The organism is Micromonospora sp. WMMD723, assembly GCF_049863385.1.
Classification (GTDB): domain Bacteria; phylum Actinomycetota; class Actinomycetes; order Mycobacteriales; family Micromonosporaceae; genus Micromonospora; species Micromonospora wenchangensis.
Genome location: NZ_JBMKNR010000001.1, coordinates 5,955,501 through 5,976,186, shown reverse-complemented (window position 1 = coordinate 5,976,186; position 20,686 = coordinate 5,955,501). Strand labels below are relative to the sequence as shown.

The 20,686-nt window shown below is 74.0% G+C and carries 19 protein-coding genes; 15 read left to right on the top strand and 4 right to left on the bottom strand.

The annotated features are described in order from the left end of the window. The first annotated feature begins 34 nt into the window (after positions 1-34). The 3 genes from ACN261_RS25985 to ACN261_RS25975 are packed head-to-tail and all read left to right on the top strand — an operon-like array spanning position 35 to position 986. Positions 35-445: a DUF1622 domain-containing protein gene (locus tag ACN261_RS25985; protein ID WP_421482284.1), complete on the top strand. Its 411-nt coding sequence runs from the start codon at positions 35-37 to the stop codon at positions 443-445. After that, entirely contained in the window at positions 442-786 is a 345-nt protein-coding gene (locus ACN261_RS25980) for a hypothetical protein (protein WP_425852628.1), read from the top strand. Before ACN261_RS25985 ends, ACN261_RS25980 begins: the two co-directional genes overlap by 4 nt. Then, positions 783-986, top strand: coding sequence for a hypothetical protein (locus tag ACN261_RS25975; protein ID WP_204922861.1), 204 nt, complete (start codon positions 783-785; stop codon positions 984-986). The genes ACN261_RS25980 and ACN261_RS25975 overlap by 4 nt, the downstream gene beginning before the upstream one ends. A 46-nt stretch (positions 987-1,032) precedes the next feature. On the opposite strand, the gene ACN261_RS25970 is transcribed toward ACN261_RS25975, so the two are convergent. Beyond that, positions 1,033-2,910, bottom strand: coding sequence for a polysaccharide biosynthesis protein (locus ACN261_RS25970; RefSeq protein ID WP_421482282.1), 1,878 nt, complete (start codon positions 2,908-2,910; stop codon positions 1,033-1,035). 188 nt (positions 2,911-3,098) lie between these two features. Between ACN261_RS25970 and ACN261_RS25965 the strand changes: the two genes are divergently transcribed. The 7 genes from ACN261_RS25965 to ACN261_RS25935 all read left to right on the top strand — a co-directional run bounded on the left by ACN261_RS25965 (position 3,099) and on the right by ACN261_RS25935 (position 10,973). Continuing rightward, a complete protein-coding gene (locus ACN261_RS25965; RefSeq protein WP_421482281.1) occupies positions 3,099-4,556 on the top strand; it encodes a polysaccharide biosynthesis tyrosine autokinase in 1,458 nt (485 codons plus the stop codon). Positions 4,557-4,713: 157 nt separating this feature from the next. Beyond that, a complete protein-coding gene (locus tag ACN261_RS25960) occupies positions 4,714-5,931 on the top strand; it encodes a glycosyltransferase family 4 protein (protein ID WP_421482279.1) in 1,218 nt (405 codons plus the stop codon). A gap of 110 nt (positions 5,932-6,041) precedes the next feature. After that, the gene (locus ACN261_RS25955; RefSeq protein ID WP_425852625.1) at positions 6,042-7,826 is read left to right on the top strand and encodes a DUF4012 domain-containing protein; all 1,785 of its coding nucleotides are present in this window, start codon (positions 6,042-6,044) and stop codon (positions 7,824-7,826) included. 12 nt (positions 7,827-7,838) lie between these two features. Continuing rightward, positions 7,839-8,471, top strand: a complete 633-nt coding sequence (locus tag ACN261_RS25950) for a hypothetical protein (RefSeq protein ID WP_088646458.1) — start codon at positions 7,839-7,841, stop codon at positions 8,469-8,471. Between the two features lie 124 nt (positions 8,472-8,595). Further along, a complete protein-coding gene (locus ACN261_RS25945; protein WP_421482277.1) occupies positions 8,596-8,907 on the top strand; it encodes a MazG-like family protein in 312 nt (103 codons plus the stop codon). Positions 8,908-9,439: 532 nt separating this feature from the next. Continuing rightward, a complete protein-coding gene (locus tag ACN261_RS25940; protein WP_425853652.1) occupies positions 9,440-10,030 on the top strand; it encodes a hypothetical protein in 591 nt (196 codons plus the stop codon). Positions 10,031-10,559: 529 nt separating this feature from the next. Continuing rightward, on the top strand, positions 10,560-10,973 hold the full coding sequence (locus tag ACN261_RS25935) for a protein-tyrosine phosphatase family protein (RefSeq protein ID WP_421482276.1): 414 nt from the start codon (positions 10,560-10,562) through the stop codon (positions 10,971-10,973). Positions 10,974-11,064: 91 nt separating this feature from the next. On the opposite strand, the gene ACN261_RS25930 is transcribed toward ACN261_RS25935, so the two are convergent. Next, positions 11,065-13,341 (bottom strand): ATP-binding cassette domain-containing protein, encoded by a 2,277-nt coding sequence (locus ACN261_RS25930; RefSeq protein WP_421482274.1) that lies wholly within the window; start codon positions 13,339-13,341, stop codon positions 11,065-11,067. 141 nt (positions 13,342-13,482) lie between these two features. On the opposite strand from ACN261_RS25930, the gene ACN261_RS25925 reads away from it, so the two are divergent. After that, a complete protein-coding gene (locus ACN261_RS25925) occupies positions 13,483-14,193 on the top strand; it encodes a MerR family transcriptional regulator (RefSeq protein ID WP_421482273.1) in 711 nt (236 codons plus the stop codon). Between the two features lie 95 nt (positions 14,194-14,288). Here the strand turns inward: ACN261_RS25925 and ACN261_RS25920 are convergent, their stop codons facing one another. Then, positions 14,289-15,473, bottom strand: a complete 1,185-nt coding sequence (locus ACN261_RS25920; protein WP_425852621.1) for a hypothetical protein — start codon at positions 15,471-15,473, stop codon at positions 14,289-14,291. A gap of 369 nt (positions 15,474-15,842) precedes the next feature. On the opposite strand from ACN261_RS25920, the gene ACN261_RS25915 reads away from it, so the two are divergent. Together ACN261_RS25915 and ACN261_RS25910 are read left to right on the top strand one after the other, a co-directional pair. After that, complete coding sequence (locus tag ACN261_RS25915; RefSeq protein ID WP_425852620.1) at positions 15,843-17,093, top strand: D-alanyl-D-alanine carboxypeptidase family protein; 1,251 nt, start codon at positions 15,843-15,845, stop codon at positions 17,091-17,093. Between the two features lie 154 nt (positions 17,094-17,247). Further along, entirely contained in the window at positions 17,248-18,027 is a 780-nt protein-coding gene (locus ACN261_RS25910) for a peptidylprolyl isomerase (RefSeq protein WP_421482270.1), read from the top strand. Positions 18,028-18,102: 75 nt separating this feature from the next. Here the strand turns inward: ACN261_RS25910 and ACN261_RS25905 are convergent, their stop codons facing one another. After that, positions 18,103-18,333, bottom strand: a complete 231-nt coding sequence (locus ACN261_RS25905) for a hypothetical protein (RefSeq protein ID WP_421482269.1) — start codon at positions 18,331-18,333, stop codon at positions 18,103-18,105. Between the two features lie 158 nt (positions 18,334-18,491). Here ACN261_RS25905 and ACN261_RS25900 point away from each other — a divergent pair, with 158 nt between their 5' ends. Together ACN261_RS25900 and ACN261_RS25895 are read left to right on the top strand one after the other, a co-directional pair. Then, positions 18,492-19,724, top strand: coding sequence for a D-alanyl-D-alanine carboxypeptidase family protein (locus ACN261_RS25900; protein WP_421482268.1), 1,233 nt, complete (start codon positions 18,492-18,494; stop codon positions 19,722-19,724). After that, a complete protein-coding gene (locus ACN261_RS25895) occupies positions 19,721-20,563 on the top strand; it encodes a M15 family metallopeptidase (protein ID WP_421482267.1) in 843 nt (280 codons plus the stop codon). The genes ACN261_RS25900 and ACN261_RS25895 overlap by 4 nt, the downstream gene beginning before the upstream one ends. Positions 20,564-20,686 lie beyond the last annotated feature (123 nt).

Genomic DNA, 20,686 nt, shown 5'->3' with positions numbered 1-20,686 from the left:
GACTAGCCGGGGTGCGGGCGGGTAACGCCACCCGGTGAGCCTGGACGAGCTGCTGCGCCACGGCGACGCGGTCGTGGTGGGGGTCGTGGAGACCATCGGCGCGACCGTCATCGTCGTCGGCGCGCTCTGGGCGGCGCTGCGGTTCGTGGTCGAGGGGCTGCGGCACCGCAGCGCCGCCGTGTTCACCCCGATCCGGCTCTCCCTCGGCCGGTTCCTCACCCTCGGCCTGGAGTTCCAGCTGGCGGCGGACATCCTGCGGACCGCGGTGTCGCCGACCTTCGCCCAGCTGGGTCAGCTGGCCGCGATCGCCACGATCCGTACCGCGCTGAACGTCGTGCTGCGCCGGGAGATCGCCCAGGAGAAGCGGCAGGTGGACGCCGGTGACCGGGCGCACCCCGACCCGCAGCCGGCCCCGACCGGGGACGGCGGCGGGTCGTCCCGATGACCGGGGTCGCGGTGCTGCTCGCCACCGGGGTGAGCGCGCTCGCCCTCGGCGTCGGCGCGGTGGTGCTACTGACCACCCGGTCGTGGCGGACCGCCCTGCGGGTCCTGCTCGACCTGCTGGTCGCCGCGGGTCTGCTCCGGCTGGCCGGCGGCCGGAGCTGGTCGGCGCTGGCGACGGCGGCGGCGGTCGTGGTGTTGCGCCACCTGCTCGGGGCCGGCCTGAACGCGGCGGCGTCCACCGCGCCGCCGACTACCGACCCCCGGACGTGGGTAAGCCGAGCACACCCCCACCGGGGGCCAGCAGGGCACGAACCGAACGTGACGGGAAGGATTCCCCTATGAGCCGGCACGACGAGCCGAACGAGTACGGCTTCGCGGGCGGGGCCACCGCGCCGCAGCCCCCACCCGGTGGCCGCCCCGACGAGCAGGACCGGGCCGAGGCGGTCGCGGTGCCGGGTGACGACCTGACCGGGTCGGTCACCGAGGCGCTGGAGGAGACCGAGCCGGACGGGCGGGACGACGACGCCGGGCGTCACCGCTGAGCGCAACCCGCCGTCCGCCCGGCGTGCCGCCGGGCGGACGGCGGGTTCAGCGTGGTGACGGCAGGGTGGACAGCCGGGCGGTGTCGTCGACCCGGACGAGGCGGTCATCGCAGCAGGCCGCCAGCCGTTTGACCAGCTCTTCCGGGTCGCCGTACGGGTCGAGCCCGGCCAGCTCCGCCGGGTCCAGCGCGGGGACCCGGACGTGGGAGATGAGCGGGTGCAGCGGCCGGCTGTCGATCTCGTCGACGCCGAACAGGTCCTCGTGCAACTTCTCCCCGGGGCGCAGGCCGGTGTAGACGATCTCGGGTGGCTGGGCCGCCTCGGCCGCCAGCCGCTGGGCCACCTCGGCGATGCGTACCGGTTCGCCCATGTCCAGCACCAGCGCCTCCCCGCCCCGGCCGACGACGGCGGCCTGGAGCACCAGGTGCACCGCCTCCTGCACGGTCATGAAGTACCGGGTCACGTCCGGGTGGGTCACGGTGATCGGCAGCCCGGCCCGGACCTGGGCCTGGAACGCGGTGAGCACCGAACCCCGGCTGCTGAGCACGTTGCCGAAGCGGACGCTGAGGAACGCCCCGCCGTACCGTTCGGCGTAGTGCGCGGTCAGCCGTTCGGTGATCCGCTTGGAGTAGCCGAGGACGCTGATCGGGTTGGCCGCCTTGTCGGTGGAGATGTTCACGAACTCGGCGACGTCGCGGCACGCCTCCAGCACGTTGAGCGTGCCCTGGACGTTGGTCTTGACCGCCTCGCCCGGGTGGCGCTGCAACAGGGTGAGGTGTTTGAGGGCGGCGGCGTGGAAGACGATGTCGGGTCGGCGTTCGGCGATGATCCGGGCGATCCCGTCGGCGTCGCGGAGGTCGGCGAGGATCAGTTCCGGCCCGTCCAGCAGCGCCCGCCCGTGCAGGGACATCTGCAGCGCGTGCAGCGCCGACTCGTCCCGGTCGAGCATCATCAGCTCGCCGGGGTCGCAGCGGGCGATCTGCCGGCACAGCTCCGAGCCGATCGAGCCGCCCGCGCCGGTGACCAGCACCCGGCGTCCGGCGAGCCCGTTGCGCTCCACCGGTAGTTCGGCGACCCGCTGGGCTCGTCCGAGCAGGTCGGTGAGCTGTAGGTCGCGGACGGCGTGTGCGGTGACCGGGCGGTCCAGCAGCTCGCGTACGGGCGGCAGCACCTTGAACGCGGCGCCGGCCTGCAGGGTGCGGCTGCGTACGTCACGCATCAGCTCGGCGTCCGAGCCGTTGATCGAGAAGATCACCGTGGCGGCCCGGGTGGCGCGGACGGCCTGGATCAGTTGCTCCCGGCCGCCGAGCACCCGGAGCCCGGCCACCCGCAGCCCCTGCCGCTCGGGGTCGTCGTCGAGCAGCCCCACCGGGAGGTATCCGCTGGTCGGGTCGCCGAGCAGCACCCGGACGAGGCGTTCGCTGGCCGCGTCGACCCCGTAGATCAGGGTCCGGTCGGCCGAGCGGGCGGGCCGGGCGTCGCGGTCGCGTCGCCACCGGTAGGTGACCCGGCCGGCCCCCATCAGCAGCAACGCCACGGCGGCGCCGAGGATCGGCACGCTGGCCGGGATGGGTCGTTCGGCCATCGGCAGCAGCGCGGCCAGCGCCACGGCGGCGGCCAGCACGACGGTCCCGCCCAGGTCGCGGGCCTCGCCGACGCTGCCGACCGGGTGTCGGCCCCGGGCGGTGAACCGGACCTGTTCGAGCGCGGCGTGGATGACCGCGCACACGCCGGCGGCGCCGAGGGCCAGGGCGCACTGCCGGGGGGTGATGCCGAACTCGTACCGGGCCCAGGAGGCGACCAGAAAACCTGCGCACCAGGAGGCGGTGTCGAGCGTTAGCAAGGACAGGGCCTTCGCGCGTCGCGTGACCCAGTCGCGCCGCTGGCTGGGGTCGTCATCCGTCTGGGGGTCTACGTGGTTCATTGGCGTCCTCTGCGTTTTGTTCCGTGATTGCGAGGATTCGGCACTGGCGAGCGGTTTGCATCGTATACGTTGTTTCTGCACCGTAAAGGACTACTCGCTGCGTTTAGATACTCTCACGGCGTTATGGGAACCTAGGGAGACTTCGTGCTTTTTCACCAGCTGGCCGTTCCGCCGGAACGGAGGGCGTGATGGACGTCCGCACCTGCCTGCGCCTGGTCCGCCGACACTGGTGGATCGTCCTGGTCACGCTGATGCTGACGGTCGGCTCGGCGGCGCTGGTCACGGTCCGCACGGCGCCCCGTTACGTGGCCTCGGTGACGTTCTTCGTCACCGCCCCCAACCAGGGCGTGAGCAACGCCTACCAGGGCGAACTCTTCCTCCAGCAGCGGGTGAAGTCGTATGCCGACCTGCTGCGCAGCGACCGCCTGGCGCAGGCCGTGGTCGCCGACTCCGGCCTCGGCCTCACCGCCGACGACATCCAGCGCCGGGTCGCCACCTCCACCGAACCGGGCACCGTGCTGCTGCGGGCCAGCGTCACCGACACCGACCAGACCCGGGCCATGAAGGTAACCGAGGCCCTGTCGGCCAAGTTCGTCGAGCTGGTCAAGAAGATCGAGACCACGTCGGACGGCAAGGCCGGACCGACCCGGATCGAGGTGGTGGGCGGCCCCCGGGTCAGCGCCAGCCCGGTCTCCCCGCAGCCCAACCGCAACCTCGCCCTCGGCGTCCTGGTCGGGCTCCTGCTCGGCGTGGCGCTCGCCGTGCTGCGCGGCATGGTCGACGTACGGCTGCGTGACGCCGCCGGCCTGCAACGTGCCACCGGCAGCCCACTGCTCGGCGACATCCCGTTCGACCAGGCGGCCAAGGCGGCCCCGCTGATCGTCGGCGAGGCGGCGACGTCGGCCCGCGCGGAGGCGGTCCGCAAGCTGCGGACCAACCTGCGCTTCGTGGACGTGCACGAGCCGGCCCGGGTGATCGCGGTGACCAGCGCGCTGCAGGGGGAGGGGAAGACCACCCTGTCCTGCAACCTGGCGATTGCGCTGGCCGAGGCGGGCTGGCGGGTGCTGCTGGTCGACGCCGACCTGCGCCGCCCGAAGGTCGCCGACTATCTCGGCGTCGACGGCGGCGTCGGGCTCACCGACGTGCTCGTCGGCGACGTCCAGGTCGGTGACGTGGTGCAGCGCTGGGGCGACAAGTCCCTGCTGGTGCTGCCCAGCGGGTCGACCCCGCCGAACCCGAGCGAGCTGCTGGGGTCCAAGTCGATGGCCGACCTGCTCCTGTCGCTGCGCGAGTCCGCCGACATCGTGGTGATCGACACCGCGCCCCTGCTGGCCGTCACCGACGGCGTGGTGGTGGCCGTGCAGGCAGACGGCGCGTTGCTGGTCACCCAGCAGGGGCGTACCTCGCGCGCCCAGGCCGCCGCGGCGGCCCGGTCCCTGCACTCCGTGTCGGTACGGCTGCTCGGGTGTGTGCTCAACATGGCCAAGGTGGCCCGCGCGGACGCCTACCAGTACGAGGCGTACCGGATCGCCACCGCGTCGCCGGCGTCGGTGCCGGCCGACCGCGCCACCGCCGCGCACCGCGAGGACCAGGGGCTGCACCCGGCCAGCGACCGGACGCAGGAACTCACCCGGCTGCCGCGATGAGTGCCGCCGCGGGTCCGTCCGTCCGTCCCGCCCTGTCCGCCACGGGCGGGGCGGCGACGGCGGCCCGCGGGTCGGGGGCGGCGGTGCGCCGTCGCCCCCCGGCCCTCGACCGCGTCGGTCGACGACCCGTCGACAGAACGCGGAGGGGAGCGCGGCGATGAGGGTGGGAATCCTGTCGTACCACTTCCCGCCGGAACCGGCGTTCATCCCCGGCAGCCTCGCCGAGGAGCTGGCCCGGCGCGGACACGAGGTGCGGGTGCTGACCGGGTTCCCGGACTATCCCGGCGGCCACGTCTATCCCGGGTGGCGGCAGCGCTGGCGGCACGTGACCCACAGCGAGCGGTTGACCGTACGCCGGGTGCCCCGCTACGCGGGCGGCGACGCCTCGCCCACCGCCCGGATGGCCGGCTACCTCTCCTTCGCCGGCAGCGCGGCGCTCGCCGGACGGCGGTACCTGGCCGGCGTCGACGTGCTCTACGTCTTCCAGTTCCCCGCGACCAGCTTCGCCGCCGCCGGGCTGCTGCGGCTGCTCGGCCGGGTGCCCACCGTGCTGCACGTGCAGGATCTCTGGACCGGGGAGGTCGCGGCCGATCCGCAGCGGCCCGGCCGGATCACCACCACCATGCGCCGGGTGTTGCGGGCGGCCGACGCGGTGGCGGTCACCGCCCCCTCGATGCGGGACCTGGTGCTCGCCGACGGGGTCGCCGGGGACCGGGTGCGTACCGTGCCCAACTGGACCGACGAGCGGATCTTCCAACCGGTGCGCGCCGGCCGGGCCGCCCAGGCACTGGTCCGTGGGGACGCGCGCTGCGTCGTCATGCACGCCGGCACGATCGGCGAACGGCAGGGCCTAGAGACCGCGGTCCGGGCGGCGGCGGCGCTGCGCGACCGGATGGATCTGGTGCTGGTCGGCTCCGGGGCGCAGGAGCGGCGGGTACGGGGCCTGGCCGGCGAACTCGGGGCCGGCAACGTACGGTTCCTCGACCGGCGGTCGCCGGGGGAGATGCCCGAGCTGTACGCCGCCGCCGACTACCAGCTGGTGACCCTGCGGGATCTGCCGGAACTGAACGGGACGGTGCCGAGCAAGGTGCAGTCCGCGCTGGCCTGTGCCGCCCCGCTGGTGGCCTCGGCCGGGGGCGACACCGCGGCGCTGGTGGAGCGGGCCCGGGCCGGGCTGTCCTGCCCGCCCGAGGACTGGGCCGCGCTGGCCGACCGGTTCTGGCTGGCCAGCACGATCCCACCGTCCGCGCGGGCGGAGATGGGGCGGCGGGGGCGGGAGACCTATCTGCGGGAGATGTCCCTGCGGGCCGGGGTGGACCGGATCGAGTCGCTGCTGCGGGACGTGGCGTCCCCCCGGGTGCCCGCCGGGCAATAACCGTGAACTAAAGCAAGTACGAAAATTCGGTAACAGCCTGACAGTGGCATTTGTCGTGCTACAAAGCTCATGAATGGTCATATCGCCCGAAAGGGAGAGCGGAGCGACGGGTGGCGGAGAGCGGTAGGTCGCGCAGCGGCCGACGGAGACTGCGGCGGCGGACCCGGCGACGGGTCCGCCGGGCCCTGCTGGTCTGCCTGGTCGTCGGGTCGGTGCTGTTCGGTGCCGCCGGCTGGGTGGGGTTCCGGGGCTGGCAGGCGCGCGCCCACCTGGTCAACGCGGCCGGGCTCGCCCGGGAGCTGAGCACCCAGGTGCTCGGCGGCGACCTCGACCGGGCCCAGCGCACCCTGGCGGCGTTGCAGGAGCAGGCCGGGGCTGCCCGGACCGCCACCGGGGACCCCGGGTGGGCGCTCGCCCGGCACGCCCCGTACGCCGGGGACGACGTCGCGGCCGTCCGGACCATCGCGGTGGCCATCGACGACCTGGCCCGGGAGGCGTTCCCGGCGCTGCTGCGCACCGACCTGACCACGCTGGTGCCGACCGAGGGGCGGCTGGACCTGGCCCGGCTGCGGGCCGCCTCGGCGGACCTGACCGCCGCCGACGTCGCGGTGCGCAGGTCCCGGGCCGGCCTCGACGCGGTACCCGCCGAGGACCTGGTCAGCCAGCTCGGCACGGCGTTGACCGAGTTGCGGGCGGAGATCGAGCGGCTGGCCGGGCTGACCGGAGCGGCGGAGCGGGGTGCCCGGGTGCTGCCCGCCCTGCTCGGCGCGGACGGGCCACGCAGCTACCTGCTGCTCTCGCAGAACCTCGCCGAACTGCGCGCGACCGGCGGCATGTTCGGCGCGTACGCGGTGATCCACGCCGACGACGGGCGGGTCCGGATGCGCGAGCAGGGCACCAGCGCCCAGTTCGGGCGGTTCACCCCCGCGCTGCGGGTGGACGAGGAGGTGCGTCGGCTCTACACCGACCTGCCGGGCATCTACCCGGCCGACGTCAACCTGAGCCCGAACTTCCCCGCTGCGGCGAAGCTCTACCGGGAGATGTACCGGCGGCACAGCGGCGTGACCGTCGACGGGGTGCTGACCGTCGACCCGGTGATGCTGTCCTACCTGCTCCAGGCCACCGGGCCGGTGCAGGTGCCCGGCGACGCCACCCTGGTCAGCAACCAGGTGGTGCGCACCCTGCTCAGCGACGCCTACCAGGGCCGCGACGACACCGGGCAGGACGCCTTCTTCGCCGCCTCGGCCTCCGCGGTGTTCGACGCCTTCCTCACGAAGAAGGTCAACCCAAGAGTGCTTTTGTCGGCTTTAGACCGCTCCATCACGGAAAGACGGATACTGTTCTGGAGTGCCCGATCCACGGAACAGCGGACGTTCGCCGACACCCGGCTCGCCGGTGCGCTCCCCGAACAGGAGACCACCCCGACCGTCGGGGTCTTCCTCAACGACGGCAGCGGCGCGAAGCTCGGCTACTACCTACGGCCGACGGCGACCCTCACCACCGGCGACTGCGCCGACGAGGGGCGGCGGCAGCTCAAGCTGCGCTTCACCCTGCACTCCTCGGCCCCCGACTCGGGTCTGGCCAAGTCGGTGCTCGGCCTCGGCCTGGCCGGCGACCCGTACACGGCCCGGACCCTGATCTCCGTCTACAGCCCGGCGGGCGGCACGGTGCTCAGCGCCCGGGTCGACGGAAAACCGACCTCGCTGGGCAGCGGGATCGAACGTCGCCGGCAGGTGGTCATCGCCACCGTGGACGTCGGTCCCGGCGCCACCCGGACCCTCGACGTGGACCTGCTGACCGGCAGGAACACCACCGGCACCGCCGAACTCTGGCACACACCGACCGCCACCCCATGGACCACCCAAGTAGTTCCCGCACCTAGCTGCAAACAGTAGGAGGAGACCATCATGCGGCTATCCCGCATTCTCATGGCGCTGACGGTCGGTCTGGCCATCGTGGCCGTGCCGACCGCCGCGGGGGCTGCTCAGCCGCAGCCACCCGCCGACAGCACGCCGCAGCCGCCACCGTACCCGCCCGTCACGCCCTCGCTGACGGCCAACCCGACGACCATCTTCCTCGGCGAGACGGTGGTGCTCACCGGCACCGGCTTCGGGCCGAACGAGATCGTCGACATCGACGTCACCGTGGCGCCCCTCGCCGCGGCCGTGCCGGGGCAGGCACCGGCCCGACGCAGCGACGGCACCACCGTCGCCATGGTGAAGGTGGACTACTCGCAGCCGCAGCCCGCGCCGCGGCACTTCACGGCGCAGACGGACGCGAACGGTAACTTCACCGTGAGCTACCGGCCGAGCGACGTCGGGCGGATCACCTTCACGGCGACCGGACGCACCTCGGGGCGTACGGCCAGCACGACGATCACCGTGCTGCCGAAGAAGAAGCCGCACCCGCACCTGCCGGTGACCGGTGACAACCTGAGCACGCCGCTGAAGGTCGGCGGCGGGCTGGTCGGCGCCGGTGTGGTGCTGATGCTCACCGCGTTCGGCTGGCGGCGTCGCCACCGGTTCGGCATGACCCGCTGACCCGGAATCCCTGCGGTACCCGGTGCCCGTCGGACCTTCCGGTCCGGCGGGCACCGACCGTTGCCGGTACGCCGCCGACCGCCCCCGGGCGCGGATCGTCACCCCCGTCCGGTTCACTGGACGGGTGGACGAGGTGATCTGGAACGCGGCCCGCGCCGCCCGCGCCTGGCTGGACGCCACCAACGGCACCGACCAGACCGAGCTGACCTGCCGCATCCTCAAGCTCAGCGAGGAGGCCGGGGAGGCCGCCGGAGCCTGGATCGGTGTGCTCGGCCAGAATCCCCGTAAGGGGGTCACCCACACCCGTGCGGAGGTGGCCGCCGAGTTGGCCGACGTGGTCTTAACCGCCCTGGTCGCCATCGAGAGCCTGGGCCTGGACGCCCGGTCGGTGGTGACCGCCTGCGCCGCGAAGGTCGAGTCCCGGATCACCCCCTGACGACCCGCCCGACCCCGATGGCCGGCACTGCCCCGGCCCTGGCCCTGGCCCTGGCCCCAGTGCCGGTGCCGGTGCCGGTGCCGGTGCGACGATCGTCCGGTATCACCCGGTCCGACCGCTGTCGTCGTGACCGGCGGCACCCCCGGGCCGGAATCCCGACCCCGCCCCCGGCGTTACACCCTGCGTACGACCGCAGCAGCACCCGGACCACCCGACGTCCCGGCCGCCGGCGGAATGACCCGGCACCGACGCTCGTTACACCCCCGGTACGACCGCAGCAGGCAGTACCCCGGCCGACCCCGCACCCCCCGGGCGGGAATGGCCCCGGACCCCCGGTCGTTACACCTGAACCCCGGCACGAGCGGCAACCACCCCGGCCGGGAACCCCCTCAGACTTTCCCCCCGTATGAGCGCCCCCGACGTGGTGCCCACGCCCCCTTCCGCTGCCCGTCCCCCACGGGCACACCCAGCCCTCCACCGGCCGGGTCGGGGCGTCTACCCCCGAAGGAGCAACCCCATGAAGACCACCATCATGAACACCACCATCCTGCGTAAGAGCGTCCTCGGCATCGCCGGTCTCGCCGTCGCCGGAGGCATCGCCGCCGGCCCGCTCAACCACGACACCCCCACCATCGACACCCGCCCCGTCGCCGCCGTCCAGGCCGACAAGCCCACCGTGGACACCACCAAGCTGATCCCGCACGGCGTGCAGGGCGAGCAGTCCCGCATCGACCTCAACGACGAGCAGACCAGCAACGCCAAGGCGATCATCGCCGCCACCAAGAAGGCCGGCATGGACGAACGGGCCGCCGTCGTGTCCATCGCGACCAGCCTGCAGGAGTCGAAGCTGGAGAACCTCGGCCACCTCGGTGACCGCAACGACCACGACTCGCAGGGCCTGTTCCAGCAGCGGCCGTCCAGCGGCTGGGGCACCGTGGAGCAGATCACCGACCCCGAGTACGCCACCCTGGCGTTCCTCAAGGGCCTCAAGCAGGTCGACGGCTGGCAGGACATGCCCCTGACCAAGGCCGCCCAGACCGTCCAGGTCTCCGCCTACCCCGACCACTACGCCCAGTGGGAACAGCAGGCCGCCGACCTCGTCGCCCAGCACTGGAACAGCTGACCCCCGTACGACACGATGGCCGGCACCCCGCGTGGGGTGCCGGCCATCGCCACGTCCACCCGTGCCTGCCGATGGTTCGGTGGCTGCCGGCGGATCGGCGGACGGGCGGTGCGGTGCGGATCGTGGAGACTTCTTGCTGCCCCAGGCACCACAACTCTCCACACAGGGCCACGCGGTGATGCCGTCTGGCAGGGGCACCCGGGACCGCGCTGCCCTGGCGGACCTCGCCCAGCCCGCTGTCGCCGTTGCGGTCAGCGTGCGTCGGCCAGCCGGCCACAGCGGACCGACGGATCGATGGTGACGTGGGTCACCGGAGGGTGGGGAAGGAGTAGGTGGGGTGCCGCGTTGTGCGGGGTGTCGGTGTGTTCGGTGTCCCCGGGCCTCACCTGAAATGCCCTCGCGGAGTTCCGTTCGGCTGGAGCCGCGTCGCGCCACGCGCCGAGAGGCGACCCGCACATCGACACGCGCCGCCCCCGACCCGTCAGGGTCGGGGGCGGCGCGCTGTGCGCGCAGCGGGCAGAATCACGGGGTGGACTGGTCCAGCACGACCGGGGTGGTCACCCTGCCCAGCGGCGCGACCGTACGCGGGCGGCGGGTGGCCGACGCGGTGTCCCCGGCCGACTTCGCCCTGATCCTGGCACCCGGGCCGACCCCCGCCTGGGCGCACCGGCGCATCCGGTGGCCCGACTTCTGGTTGCCGACCGACCGGGTCGACGCCCTGGACGCCTTCCGTGAGGCGTTGCGCCGCGCCCACGCCGGCGACCGGGTGGAGGTGGCCTGCCGGGGCGGGATCGGCCGGACCGGCACCACCCTCGCCGCCCTGGCGATCCTCGACGGGGTGCCGGCCCGCGACGCCGTCCGGTGGGTCCGTGACCGCTACCATCCGAAGGCCGTCGAGACCCCCTGGCAGCGCGCCTGGCTGCGCCGGCTCCCCGACCACTGACCGGTGTCCCGACCGCGTCGGCCCGTCCCGACCGCGTCGGCCCGCCCCCGTCGGCGGCCGGCCACCGACGGGGGCGGGGGAGTGGCCCCGCTCAGCGGGAGGCGACGTACTCGCGCAGGTGTCGGGCGGTGAGGGTGTCACCGTGGGTGACCAGGTCGGCGGGGGTGCCGGTGAAGACGATCCGGCCGCCGTCGTGGCCGGCACCGGGGCCCAGGTCGACGATCCAGTCCGCGTGCGCCATCACCGCCTGGTGGTGCTCGATGACGATCACCGTGTTGCCGGCGTCGACCAGCCGGTCCAGCAGGGCGAGCAGTTGGTCCACGTCGGCCAGGTGCAGGCCGGTGGTCGGCTCGTCCAGGACGTAGGTGGCCGCCTTCTCGGCCATGTGCACGGCCAGCTTGAGCCGTTGACGTTCCCCGCCGGACAGGGTGGTCAGCGGCTGTCCCAGGGTCAGGTAGCCGAGGCCCACCTCGGTCAGCCGGTCCAGCACCACCCGGGCCGGGCCGGACGGGAAGAACTCCCGGGCCTCGGTCACCGACATGCCGAGCACCTCGCTGATGTTGCGGCCGCGCAGCGTGTAGGCCAGCACCTCGGGGGTGTACCGCCGCCCCTCGCACGCCTCGCAGACGCTGGCGACGGCCGCCATCGTCGCCAGGTCGGTGTAGACCAGCCCGATCCCCTTGCAGGTCGGGCAGGCACCCTCGGAGTTGGCGCTGAACAGCGCGGCCTTCACCCCGTTGGCGCGGGCGAACGCGGTGCGGATCGGGTCGAGCAGGCCCGTCCAGGTCGCCGGGTTGCTGCGTCGGGAACCCCGGATGGGGGACTGGTCGACCACCACGACGCCGTCGCGGCGGGGCAGCGACCCGTGGATCAGTGAACTCTTGCCCGAGCCGGCCACCCCGGTGACGACGGTGAGCACCCCCAGCGGCAGGTCGACGTCGACGTCGCGCAGGTTGTGCAGGTCGGCTCCCCGGATCGCCAGGTGGCCGGTGGGCCGGCGGAACGCCGTCCGCAGGGTCGCCCGGTGGTCGAGGTGCCGGCCGGTCAGGGTGTCGGAGCGGCGCAGCCCGGCGACGTCGCCGGTGTAGCAGATCCGCCCGCCGGCCGAGCCCGCGCCCGGACCCAGGTCGACGACGTGGTCGGCGATCGCGATCGTCTCCGGCTTGTGCTCGACGACGAGCACCGTGTTGCCCTTGTCGCGCAGCCGCAGCAGCAGGCCGTTCATCCGGGCGATGTCGTGCGGGTGCAGCCCCACCGTCGGCTCGTCGAAGACGTACGTCACGTCGGAGAGGCTGGACCCGAGGTGGCGGACCATCTTCACCCGCTGTGCCTCGCCCCCGGACAGGGTGCCGGACTCCCGGTCCAGGCTGAGGTAGCCCAGGCCGATCTCCACCATCGAGTCCAGGGTGTCGCGCAGGTCGGCCACCAGCGGGGCCACCGACGGCGCGTCGATCCCGCCGACGAACTCCGCCAGGTCGCTGATCTGCATGGCCGCGCACTCGGCGATGTTCCGGCCGGCGATCGTCGAGGACAGCGCCGCCGCGTTGAGCCGGGCCCCGCCGCAGGCGGCGCAGGTGGCGAAGGCGACCGCCCGGTCCACGAAGGCCCGGATGTGCGCCTGCATGGACTCCCGGTCCTTGGCCAGGTAGAGCCGGCGGACCTTCACCACCAGCCCCTCGTACGTCCAGCTGTTGGCGCCGACCTTGATCTTCGTGGCCGGCTTGTGCAGGAAGTCCTCCCACTGCTGCGGGGTGAAGTCCTGGAGCTTGACGTCCGGGTCGAACAGCCCGGACCCGACGATGGTCTGCCAGTACCAGGAGTCCACGGCGAAGTTCGGCACCAGGATCGCCCCGTCGTTGAGCGAGCGTTCCACGTCCACCATCGCCGACACGTCGAGGTCGGAGACGCGGCCCAGCCCCTCGCAGGTCGGGCACATCCCCTCGGCGAGGTTGAAGCTGAACGCACCGGCCCCGCCGACGTGCGGCTCACCGAGCCGGCTGAACAGGATCCGCAGCAGCGCGTACGCGTCGGTCGCGGTGCCGACGGTGGAGCGGGAGTTCGCCCCCATCCGCTCCTGGTCGACCACGATCGCCGGGGTCAGGTTCCGCAGCGAGTCGACGTCGGGGCGGGACAGGTTCGGCATGAACGACTGGAGGAAGGCGCTGTAGGTCTCGTTGATCAGGCGGCGGGACTCGGCGGCGACGGTGCCGAACACCAGGGAGGACTTCCCCGAGCCGGAGACCCCGGTGAAGACGGTGAGCCGTCGCTTGGGTATGTCGACGGAGACGCCGGTGAGGTTGTTCTCCCGGGCGCCCCGTACCTCGATCACGTCGTGGCGGTCGGCGGCGGACTGCGCTGGTTGCTCCATACCTTCGATTTTCTCATTCACGCTCATGTAGAGACTTTCTCCGTACTTCACGCGTCGGTCGACCGGCAATATGGCGGGAAGTCTCAAACCACGTGACAACCACTAGGGTGGGCGGGAACGCGAGCGGTGGGGAGAGGCCGGGTGACGGGGGAGCGACGGTGGCGGCTGGTCGACGTCGCGGCCAGCGCCGGCATCTCCACCCAGCAGGTGCGCAACTATCTGGCCGACGGGGTGCTGCCGCCGACCGACCGCACCCCGAGCGGCTACCGGATCTTCACCGACCGCCACGTCCGGGCCCTGGCGGTGGCCCGCCGGATGGCCGAGGGGCACGGCTGGGCGCGTACCCGGGAGGTGCTGGCGGCCGTGCACCGGGGTGAGCTGCCGGCGGCGCTCGCCGCGCTCGACGCCGGGCACGCCGAGCTGGACCGCGAGCGGGCCGAGATCGCCCGGGTGCTGGGCGCGTTCGAGACGGTGCTGGGCAGCCGGCCGGCGGCCGTGCCCCGCCGGGACGCCCGGATCGGCGAGGTGGCGGCCCAGGTGGGGGTGCGGACCTCGCAGCTGCGCCTGTGGGAGCAGCGCGGCCTGCTCCGCCCGCACCGGCAGCGGGGCACCGGCTACCGGGTGTACGACGTGGCCGAGGCGCGGGCGGCGCAGGTGGTGGCGCTGCTGCGCCGGGGCGGCTACCCGTTCGAGATCATCACGGCGGTCCTCGACGAGCTGCGCAGCACCGGCCGACCGGACCGGGTCCGGGCCGAACTCGCCCGGCGGGAGCAGGAGCTGAACCGGCGCAGCCTGCGCCGGCTGCGGGCCTCCGCCGCCCTGCACGACTACCTGGACGCCACCGGCACCTGAACCGGACGCCCCCGGGGATTGTGCCCGCCCGCTGCCTGGCGCGCACAGCCGGACGGCCCGGCGGAGGATCCGCCGGGCCGTCGGTGCGCAAGGGGTCAGTTCAGCCCGCAGGCGGCGAAGTTGTCGAGGTTGGGGCGCTGTGCGCCGACGCGGTTGAAGGCGATCTCGATGCGGTCGAGGGCGGCCTGGCGCTTGTCCTTCAGGGGGCCGAGGATGGCGTTGTTGATGAAGTTGGCGCCGCCCTGGGGGTTGGCGGCCTGCTGGGCGAGGCGGGCGTTGGCCTCGCTGATCTGCTTGTCGAGGTTGGCCAGTTCGGCCTGGACGTTCGCGGCGGCCTGGGCCGGGACGGCGGGGATCTGCGGCGTCGGGCAGTTCACCGTCCGGGCGGCACCGGCGTTCCCGTTGCCCGCGTTGCCGTTGCCCGCGTTCCCGTTGCCCGCGTTCCCGTTCCCGGCACCCGCGTTGCCGTTGCCGGCGTTACCCGCACCCGCGCCGTTGAGCCCGCAGGCGGCGAAGTTGTCGAGGTTGGGACGCTGTGCGCCGACGCGGTTGAAGGCGATCTCGATGCGGTCGAGGGCGGCCTGGCGCTTGTCCTTCAGGGGGCCGAGGATGGCGTTGTTGATGAAGTTGGCGCCGCCCTGGGGGTTGGCGGCCTGCTGGGCGAGGCGGGCGTTGGCCTCGCTGATCTGCTTGTCGAGGTTGGCCAGTTCGGCCTGGACGTTCGCGGCGGCCTGGGCCGGGACGGCGGGGATCTGCGGCGTCGGGCAGTTCACCGTCTGGGCGGCGGCGGTGGTGTTGTTCCCGCCGGTGGCGGCGTTGCCGGCCTTGACGGAGCTGTTCAGCGCGCTGGCCACACCCGGGGCGTTCAGGCCGCAGGTGGCCAGGGCGTCCAGGTTGGGCCGCTGGGCGCCGGCCCGGTTGAAGTTGATCTCGATGCGGTCCAGCACCGCGACCCGCTTGCTCTTCAGCGGGCCGAGGATCGCGTTGTTGATGAAGTTCGCGCCGCCCTGCGGGTTGGCCGCCTGCTTCGCCAACCGCTCGTTCTGCCGGGCGATCTCCTCGTCCAGGTTGGCCAGTTCCCGCTCCACCCCGGCGGCGGCCGACGCGGGGACCGCCGGCAGCTTGTCCCGTACCGTCGGGCAGTTGACGGTCTGCGCGGCGGTGCTGCCGGTGTTCTCACCGGCGGAGGCGAGTTGCAGACCGCCGCCCAGCAGCAGCACCGCCAGGGCGCCCACTCCGCCGAGCTTGAGGACGGCATTCTTCCGCATTGGCCTGGCCATGTACCTCTCCTCTGATCTCCGGCGGGTCGCGACGGCGTGGCGTCCGGTGGCCCGACGGTGGCTGGGGTCAAGGCGGACCGGATGTCCGACGCCCGGCATTGGCGTCCGCCCCGATCCGTCCTTGCGGCGATGGATACGGGGACCGGCAGAAGATCGTTCAAGAATTCTCGTGAGCTTTCGGTCGCTCTCGGTGATCGACGAAGAAATGCCAGCTCAGTGGGGGTGGGAGCGGTTCCATCGCCGCGCGGAGGAGGCGATTTCAGCTACCTGCTGTCACCCAAGAGTGATCCAGGGTGAGGAGCGGGACTCCCGTCGGGTCGGTCGCGCCCCCTGGGGAACCCGGTTGCCGCCTCGGTAGGGTGCCTCACCATGAGAGCCCGGGTCCTGGCCGCCGGCGTCGCGGCCGTACTCCTCACCGGTGTGCCGGCCATCCCCGCCACCGCGGGCGGTGCGGTCCGCGCCGGGTCGGCCGCCGCCGTCGTGCCGTGCCCGAAGCTGCCCGCGCCGAAGGTGACCCGACCGCCCCGGCCCACGCCGCCCGCGGCCGTGCCCGAGCAGCAGCGGGTGGGGGGCGAGGCGCTGGCCACCCCCGGGCTGACCGTGCCGCCCGGTGCGCCCGCGCCGCCGCCGGTCACCGCGACCTCCTGGCTCGTCGCCGACCTGGACACCGGAGCGGTGCTCGGCGGCTGCGGCCCGCACGAGTACGGCACCCCGGCCAGCGTGCAGAAGCTGCTGCTGGCCGCCACCATGATGCCGAAGCTGAACCCGAAGCAGGTGGTCACGGTCACCCGCCCCGACCTGGACATCGAGCCGGGCAGTTCCGCCGTCGGCCTGCTCGACCGTGGCCGCTACCCGGTCGAGACCGTCTGGCTCGGCCTGCTGCTCCAGTCCGGCAACGACGCGGCCAACCTGCTGGCCCGCCTGGGTGCGGGCAGCGCCGCCGCCGGGGTCCGCGAGATGAACGCCGAGGCACGCCGGCTCGGGGCGTTGCAGACCCACGCGGTGACGCCGTCCGGGCTGGACGGTCCGGGCCAGTTCACCAGCGCGTACGACCTGGCGCTGATCGCCCGGGTCTGCTTCGCCGACCCCACCTTCCGCCGGTACGCCCTGACCGAACGCACCCAGATCCCGGCCCAGCCGGCGCTGCGCAAACCCGGCTTCCAGATCCAGAACGAGAACCAGCTCATCTACCGGTACCCGGGGGCGCTGGGCGGGAAGACCGGCTTCACCGACCTCGCCCGGCACACCTACGTCGGGGCCGCCGAGCGCGGTGGACGACGACTGGTGGTGACCCTGCTCGGGGCGGAGGCCCGCCCGGTACGCGGCTGGGAACAGGGGGCGCGGCTGCTCGACTGGGGCTTCGGCCTGCCCCGGGACGCCTCGGTGGGGCGACTGGTCGAGCCCGGTGAGCTGACCGACGCCAGCCCGTCGGCCCCACCGTCCGCCCCGGTGGCCGCCGCGCCGGCCGCTCCCCGCCCGACGCCTGGCGCACCGCAGTGGCTCGGCGGGGCGGTGGTCGGCGGGGCGGTCGGGCTGGTCGGCCTGCTGGCCGTCCTGCTCGCGGTCGGCCGTCGGCGGCGGACCCGCCGCCGGGTCCGGCGGCGGGTCGCCTGGGACTGACGGCGACCCGTCCCGCCGGGGAGCACCGGCGCGCGTCGGCGGTCACGACCCGCCGGGATCGGCCGGCGTCGACAACCGGTGCGAGCCTCCATAGACTCCGGTCGTTCCGGTACCCGTCGTCTCTCCGGTACCACGAGTCCAGGAGGACCATTCAGTGTCGAGTGAACCCCGACCGTCCGCCGCCGGGTCGCGCCCCCACGGCCGGCTGGCCCGCCTCGCCGGGGCGGCCCTGGCCTCGGCCGCGCTGGTCGTCGCCGGTGGCACCGCCGCCGTCGCCGCGCCCGCCGACGGGCCGACCGCCGCCCGGACCACGAAGGGACCCTGCGCGTACACGTCCACGCCCGACGAGCCGCCGGCCCGGCCGGTGCCGCTGCCGCCCGACCCGCGTCGGACGCCCGACGACGGCACGGTCCGGGTCACCCTGCGCACCAGCCAGGGGCCGATCGGGTTGACCCTGGACCGCGAGCAGGCCCCGTGCACCGTGCAGAGCTTCCTGCACCTGGCGCGGCACCGGTTCTACGACTGGACGCCCTGCCACCGGCTGACCGCGTACCCGACGCTGCAGGTGCTCCAGTGCGGCGACCCGTCCGGCACCGGCGAGGGCGGGCCGGGCTACCGCTACCGCGACGAGCTGCCCACCGACCTGCCGCCCGCGCCGACCGACCCCACCGGGGTGCGCCGGCTCTACGCCCGGGGCACGCTCGCCATGGCCAACGCCGGGCCCGACACCAACGGCAGCCAGTTCTTCCTGGTCCAGTCGGACTCGGCGCTGCGCCCCAACTACACCGTGTTCGGCAGCATCGACGCGGCCGGGCTGAAGACCCTGGACAAGATCGCCGCCGGTGGCATCGCGCCCACCCCCGAGGACCCCGCGCCGGTGGACGGCGCCCCGGCCCTGCCGGTGCAGATCCACCGCGCGATCCGGGGCCACTGAACGATGCCGGCCGGCCCGTCGCGGGCCGGCCGGGGGTGACATCGGGTGGGGGCGGCTGACCGCCCCCACCCGACGTCAGCCCTGCTCGCCTGCCGCCCGGGTCCGGTCGGCGTCCGCGTCGGCCGCGCCGACCGGCACACCGTCGCCGTCGCGGGCGGCGTCGGACAGGTCCACGTCCGCGCCGGCACGGGCGGCGTCGGCGCGGGCGTCGTCCGCACCCACCACGGGACGGGTGTCGACATCGTCGACGTCGACCAGGTCACCACCGGCCGCGAGGCCGATCGGGGCGTAACGGGGGTCGGTCATGGTCTCCTCCTTCACCGGGGCCTACCCTCCGCTACCCCCATCCACCCCCGTCGACACCTCCGGCCACCCGGCGGCATGCTAGCGGCCGGTCCGCACCCACCGGGTGGGATTCGCCGGATCGGCGGACCGGCGGGGCGGGCGTCACTACCTTCGTCAGCGTGAGAGTTCGGGGACGTACCGCCGCCGCCATCGCCGCCCTGCTGCTGTCGCCGGTCGTCGCACCCGCCGGTGCGGCGGACGCCGCCGGGGCGGTCACCACCGGCCCGTGCGCGCCGGTGCCGGCCGTGTCCCGGCCACCCCGACCCGTCCCGCCCCACGCCGACCCCGCCGCCCGCGTGGTCGGCGGCCCCGCCCTGGCCACCACGGGGCAGGTCCGACCGGCCGGGACACCCCGGCCGCCCGCCGTGCCGGCCGTCTCCTGGCTGGTCGCCGACCTGGACAGCGGCGACGTGCTCGGCGGCTGCGGCCCACACGAGTACGGCACCCCGGCCAGCGTGCAGAAGCTGCTGCTCGCCGCGACCGTGCTGCCGAAGCTCGACCCCCGCGAGACGGTCACCCTCACCCCCGGCGACCTCGACATCGAGCCGGGCAGCTCCGCCGTGGGCTTCGCCGAGGGCGGCCGGTACCGGATCGAGACCCTCTGGTTGGGCCTGCTGCTCAAGTCCGGCAACGAGGCGGCCAACGCGCTGGCCCGCCTCGGCGGCGGCCCCGACGGGCTGCCCGGTGGGCTGCGGGCGATGAACGAGCACGCCCGGCAGCTCGGCGCGTTGCAGACCCACGCGGTGACCGCGTCCGGGCTGGACGGTCCGGGCCAGTTCACCAGCGCGTACGACCTGGCGCTGATCGCCCGTGCCTGCTTCGCCGACGCCACCTTCCGCCGCTACGACACCACCCGGGAGACGATGATCCCCGCCCAGCCGGCGCTCGGCGAGAAGGCGTTCCCGATCCAGAACGACAACCAGCTGCTCGACCACTACCCGGGGGCGCTCGGCGGCAAGACCGGCTACACGGACCTGGCCCGGCACACCTACGTCGGGGCCGCCGAGCGGGGCGGCCGGCGGCTGGTGGTCACCCTGCTCGGCGCGGAGGTGCTCGACAGGCGGGGCTGGGAACAGGGCGCGGCCCTGCTCGACTGGGGGTTCGGCGTGCCCCGGGGCGCGGCGGTCGGCCGGCTGGTCAACCCGGGCGAGCTGACCGCCGGCCCGTCCGCGTCGGCCACCGCCACCCCGCCCGCGCTGGCCGCCGCCGGTGGGCCGGCCCGGCTCGACCCGGACGGTCACCCGTGGTCGCGTCCGCTGCTCGCGGTCTCCCTGGCCGCCGTCGTGGCCGGCCTCGCCGGGCTGCTGTTCGCCCTGCGGCACCGACCCCAGCCCGGACGCCGACGGCGGTGAGAGCCGGCGCGGACCACCCCCGACGGGTGCTGCTCCGGTTGCTGGTCGCGACGGCGGTGCTCGCGACGGCGGGCTGTGGCCGGCCGCCACAACCCGCGCCGGTGCCGAGCGTCGCCATGCCCACCCCGACCGGACCGCGCGCCCCCGCCGACGTGGTGCTGCTGTCCGAGGTCGACCCGAGCATCGTCGTGGACATCCGCTACGCCGGCCCGCACAACTTCGTCGGCCGCCCGGTGGACGGCTACGACGAGCCGCTGTGCCTGCTCACCCGGCCCGCCGCCGAGGCGCTGCGCCGGGTGCAGGACGCCGCCCGCGCCCAACGGCTGAGCCTGCGGGTGTACGACTGCTACCGGCCGCAGCGCGCCGCCGACGAGTTCGTCCGTTGGGCGAAGGACCCCGCCGCACAGCAGACGAAGGCGGAGTTCTATCCCCGGGTGGCCAAGTCGAGGCTGTTCGCCGACGGCTACCTCGGCGCGCCCACCGCGCACAGCCGGGGCAGCACCCTCGACCTGACCCTGGAGCCCCGCCCGGCCCCGCCCCGCGCCTCGTACGCCCCGGGCCAGCCGCTGGTGGCCTGCACCGACCCGGCCGACAGGCGGTTCGCCGACGGCACCCTCGACATGGGCACCGGATTCGACTGCTTCGACCCGCTCGCGCACACCGCCGACCCCCGGGTCACCGGTGCGGCCCGGGCCAACCGGGGCCTGCTGGAACGCCTGATGACCGAGGAGGGTTTCGTCAACTACGACCGGGAGTGGTGGCACTACCGGTACGCCGACGAGCCCTACCCCGACACCTACTTCGACTTCCCGGTGGCCCGCGCGTCCCTGCCCCGCTGACCGGCCCGGTCGCCGGCTCCGGGGTCGGGCCGCCCACCGCCGGTCGGGGTAACTGCGGTGGGTCGGCGGTGGCAGGCCGCTAGGCTGCCCGACGGCTCCCGGCCGCCCGCCCGGGGCGACCCC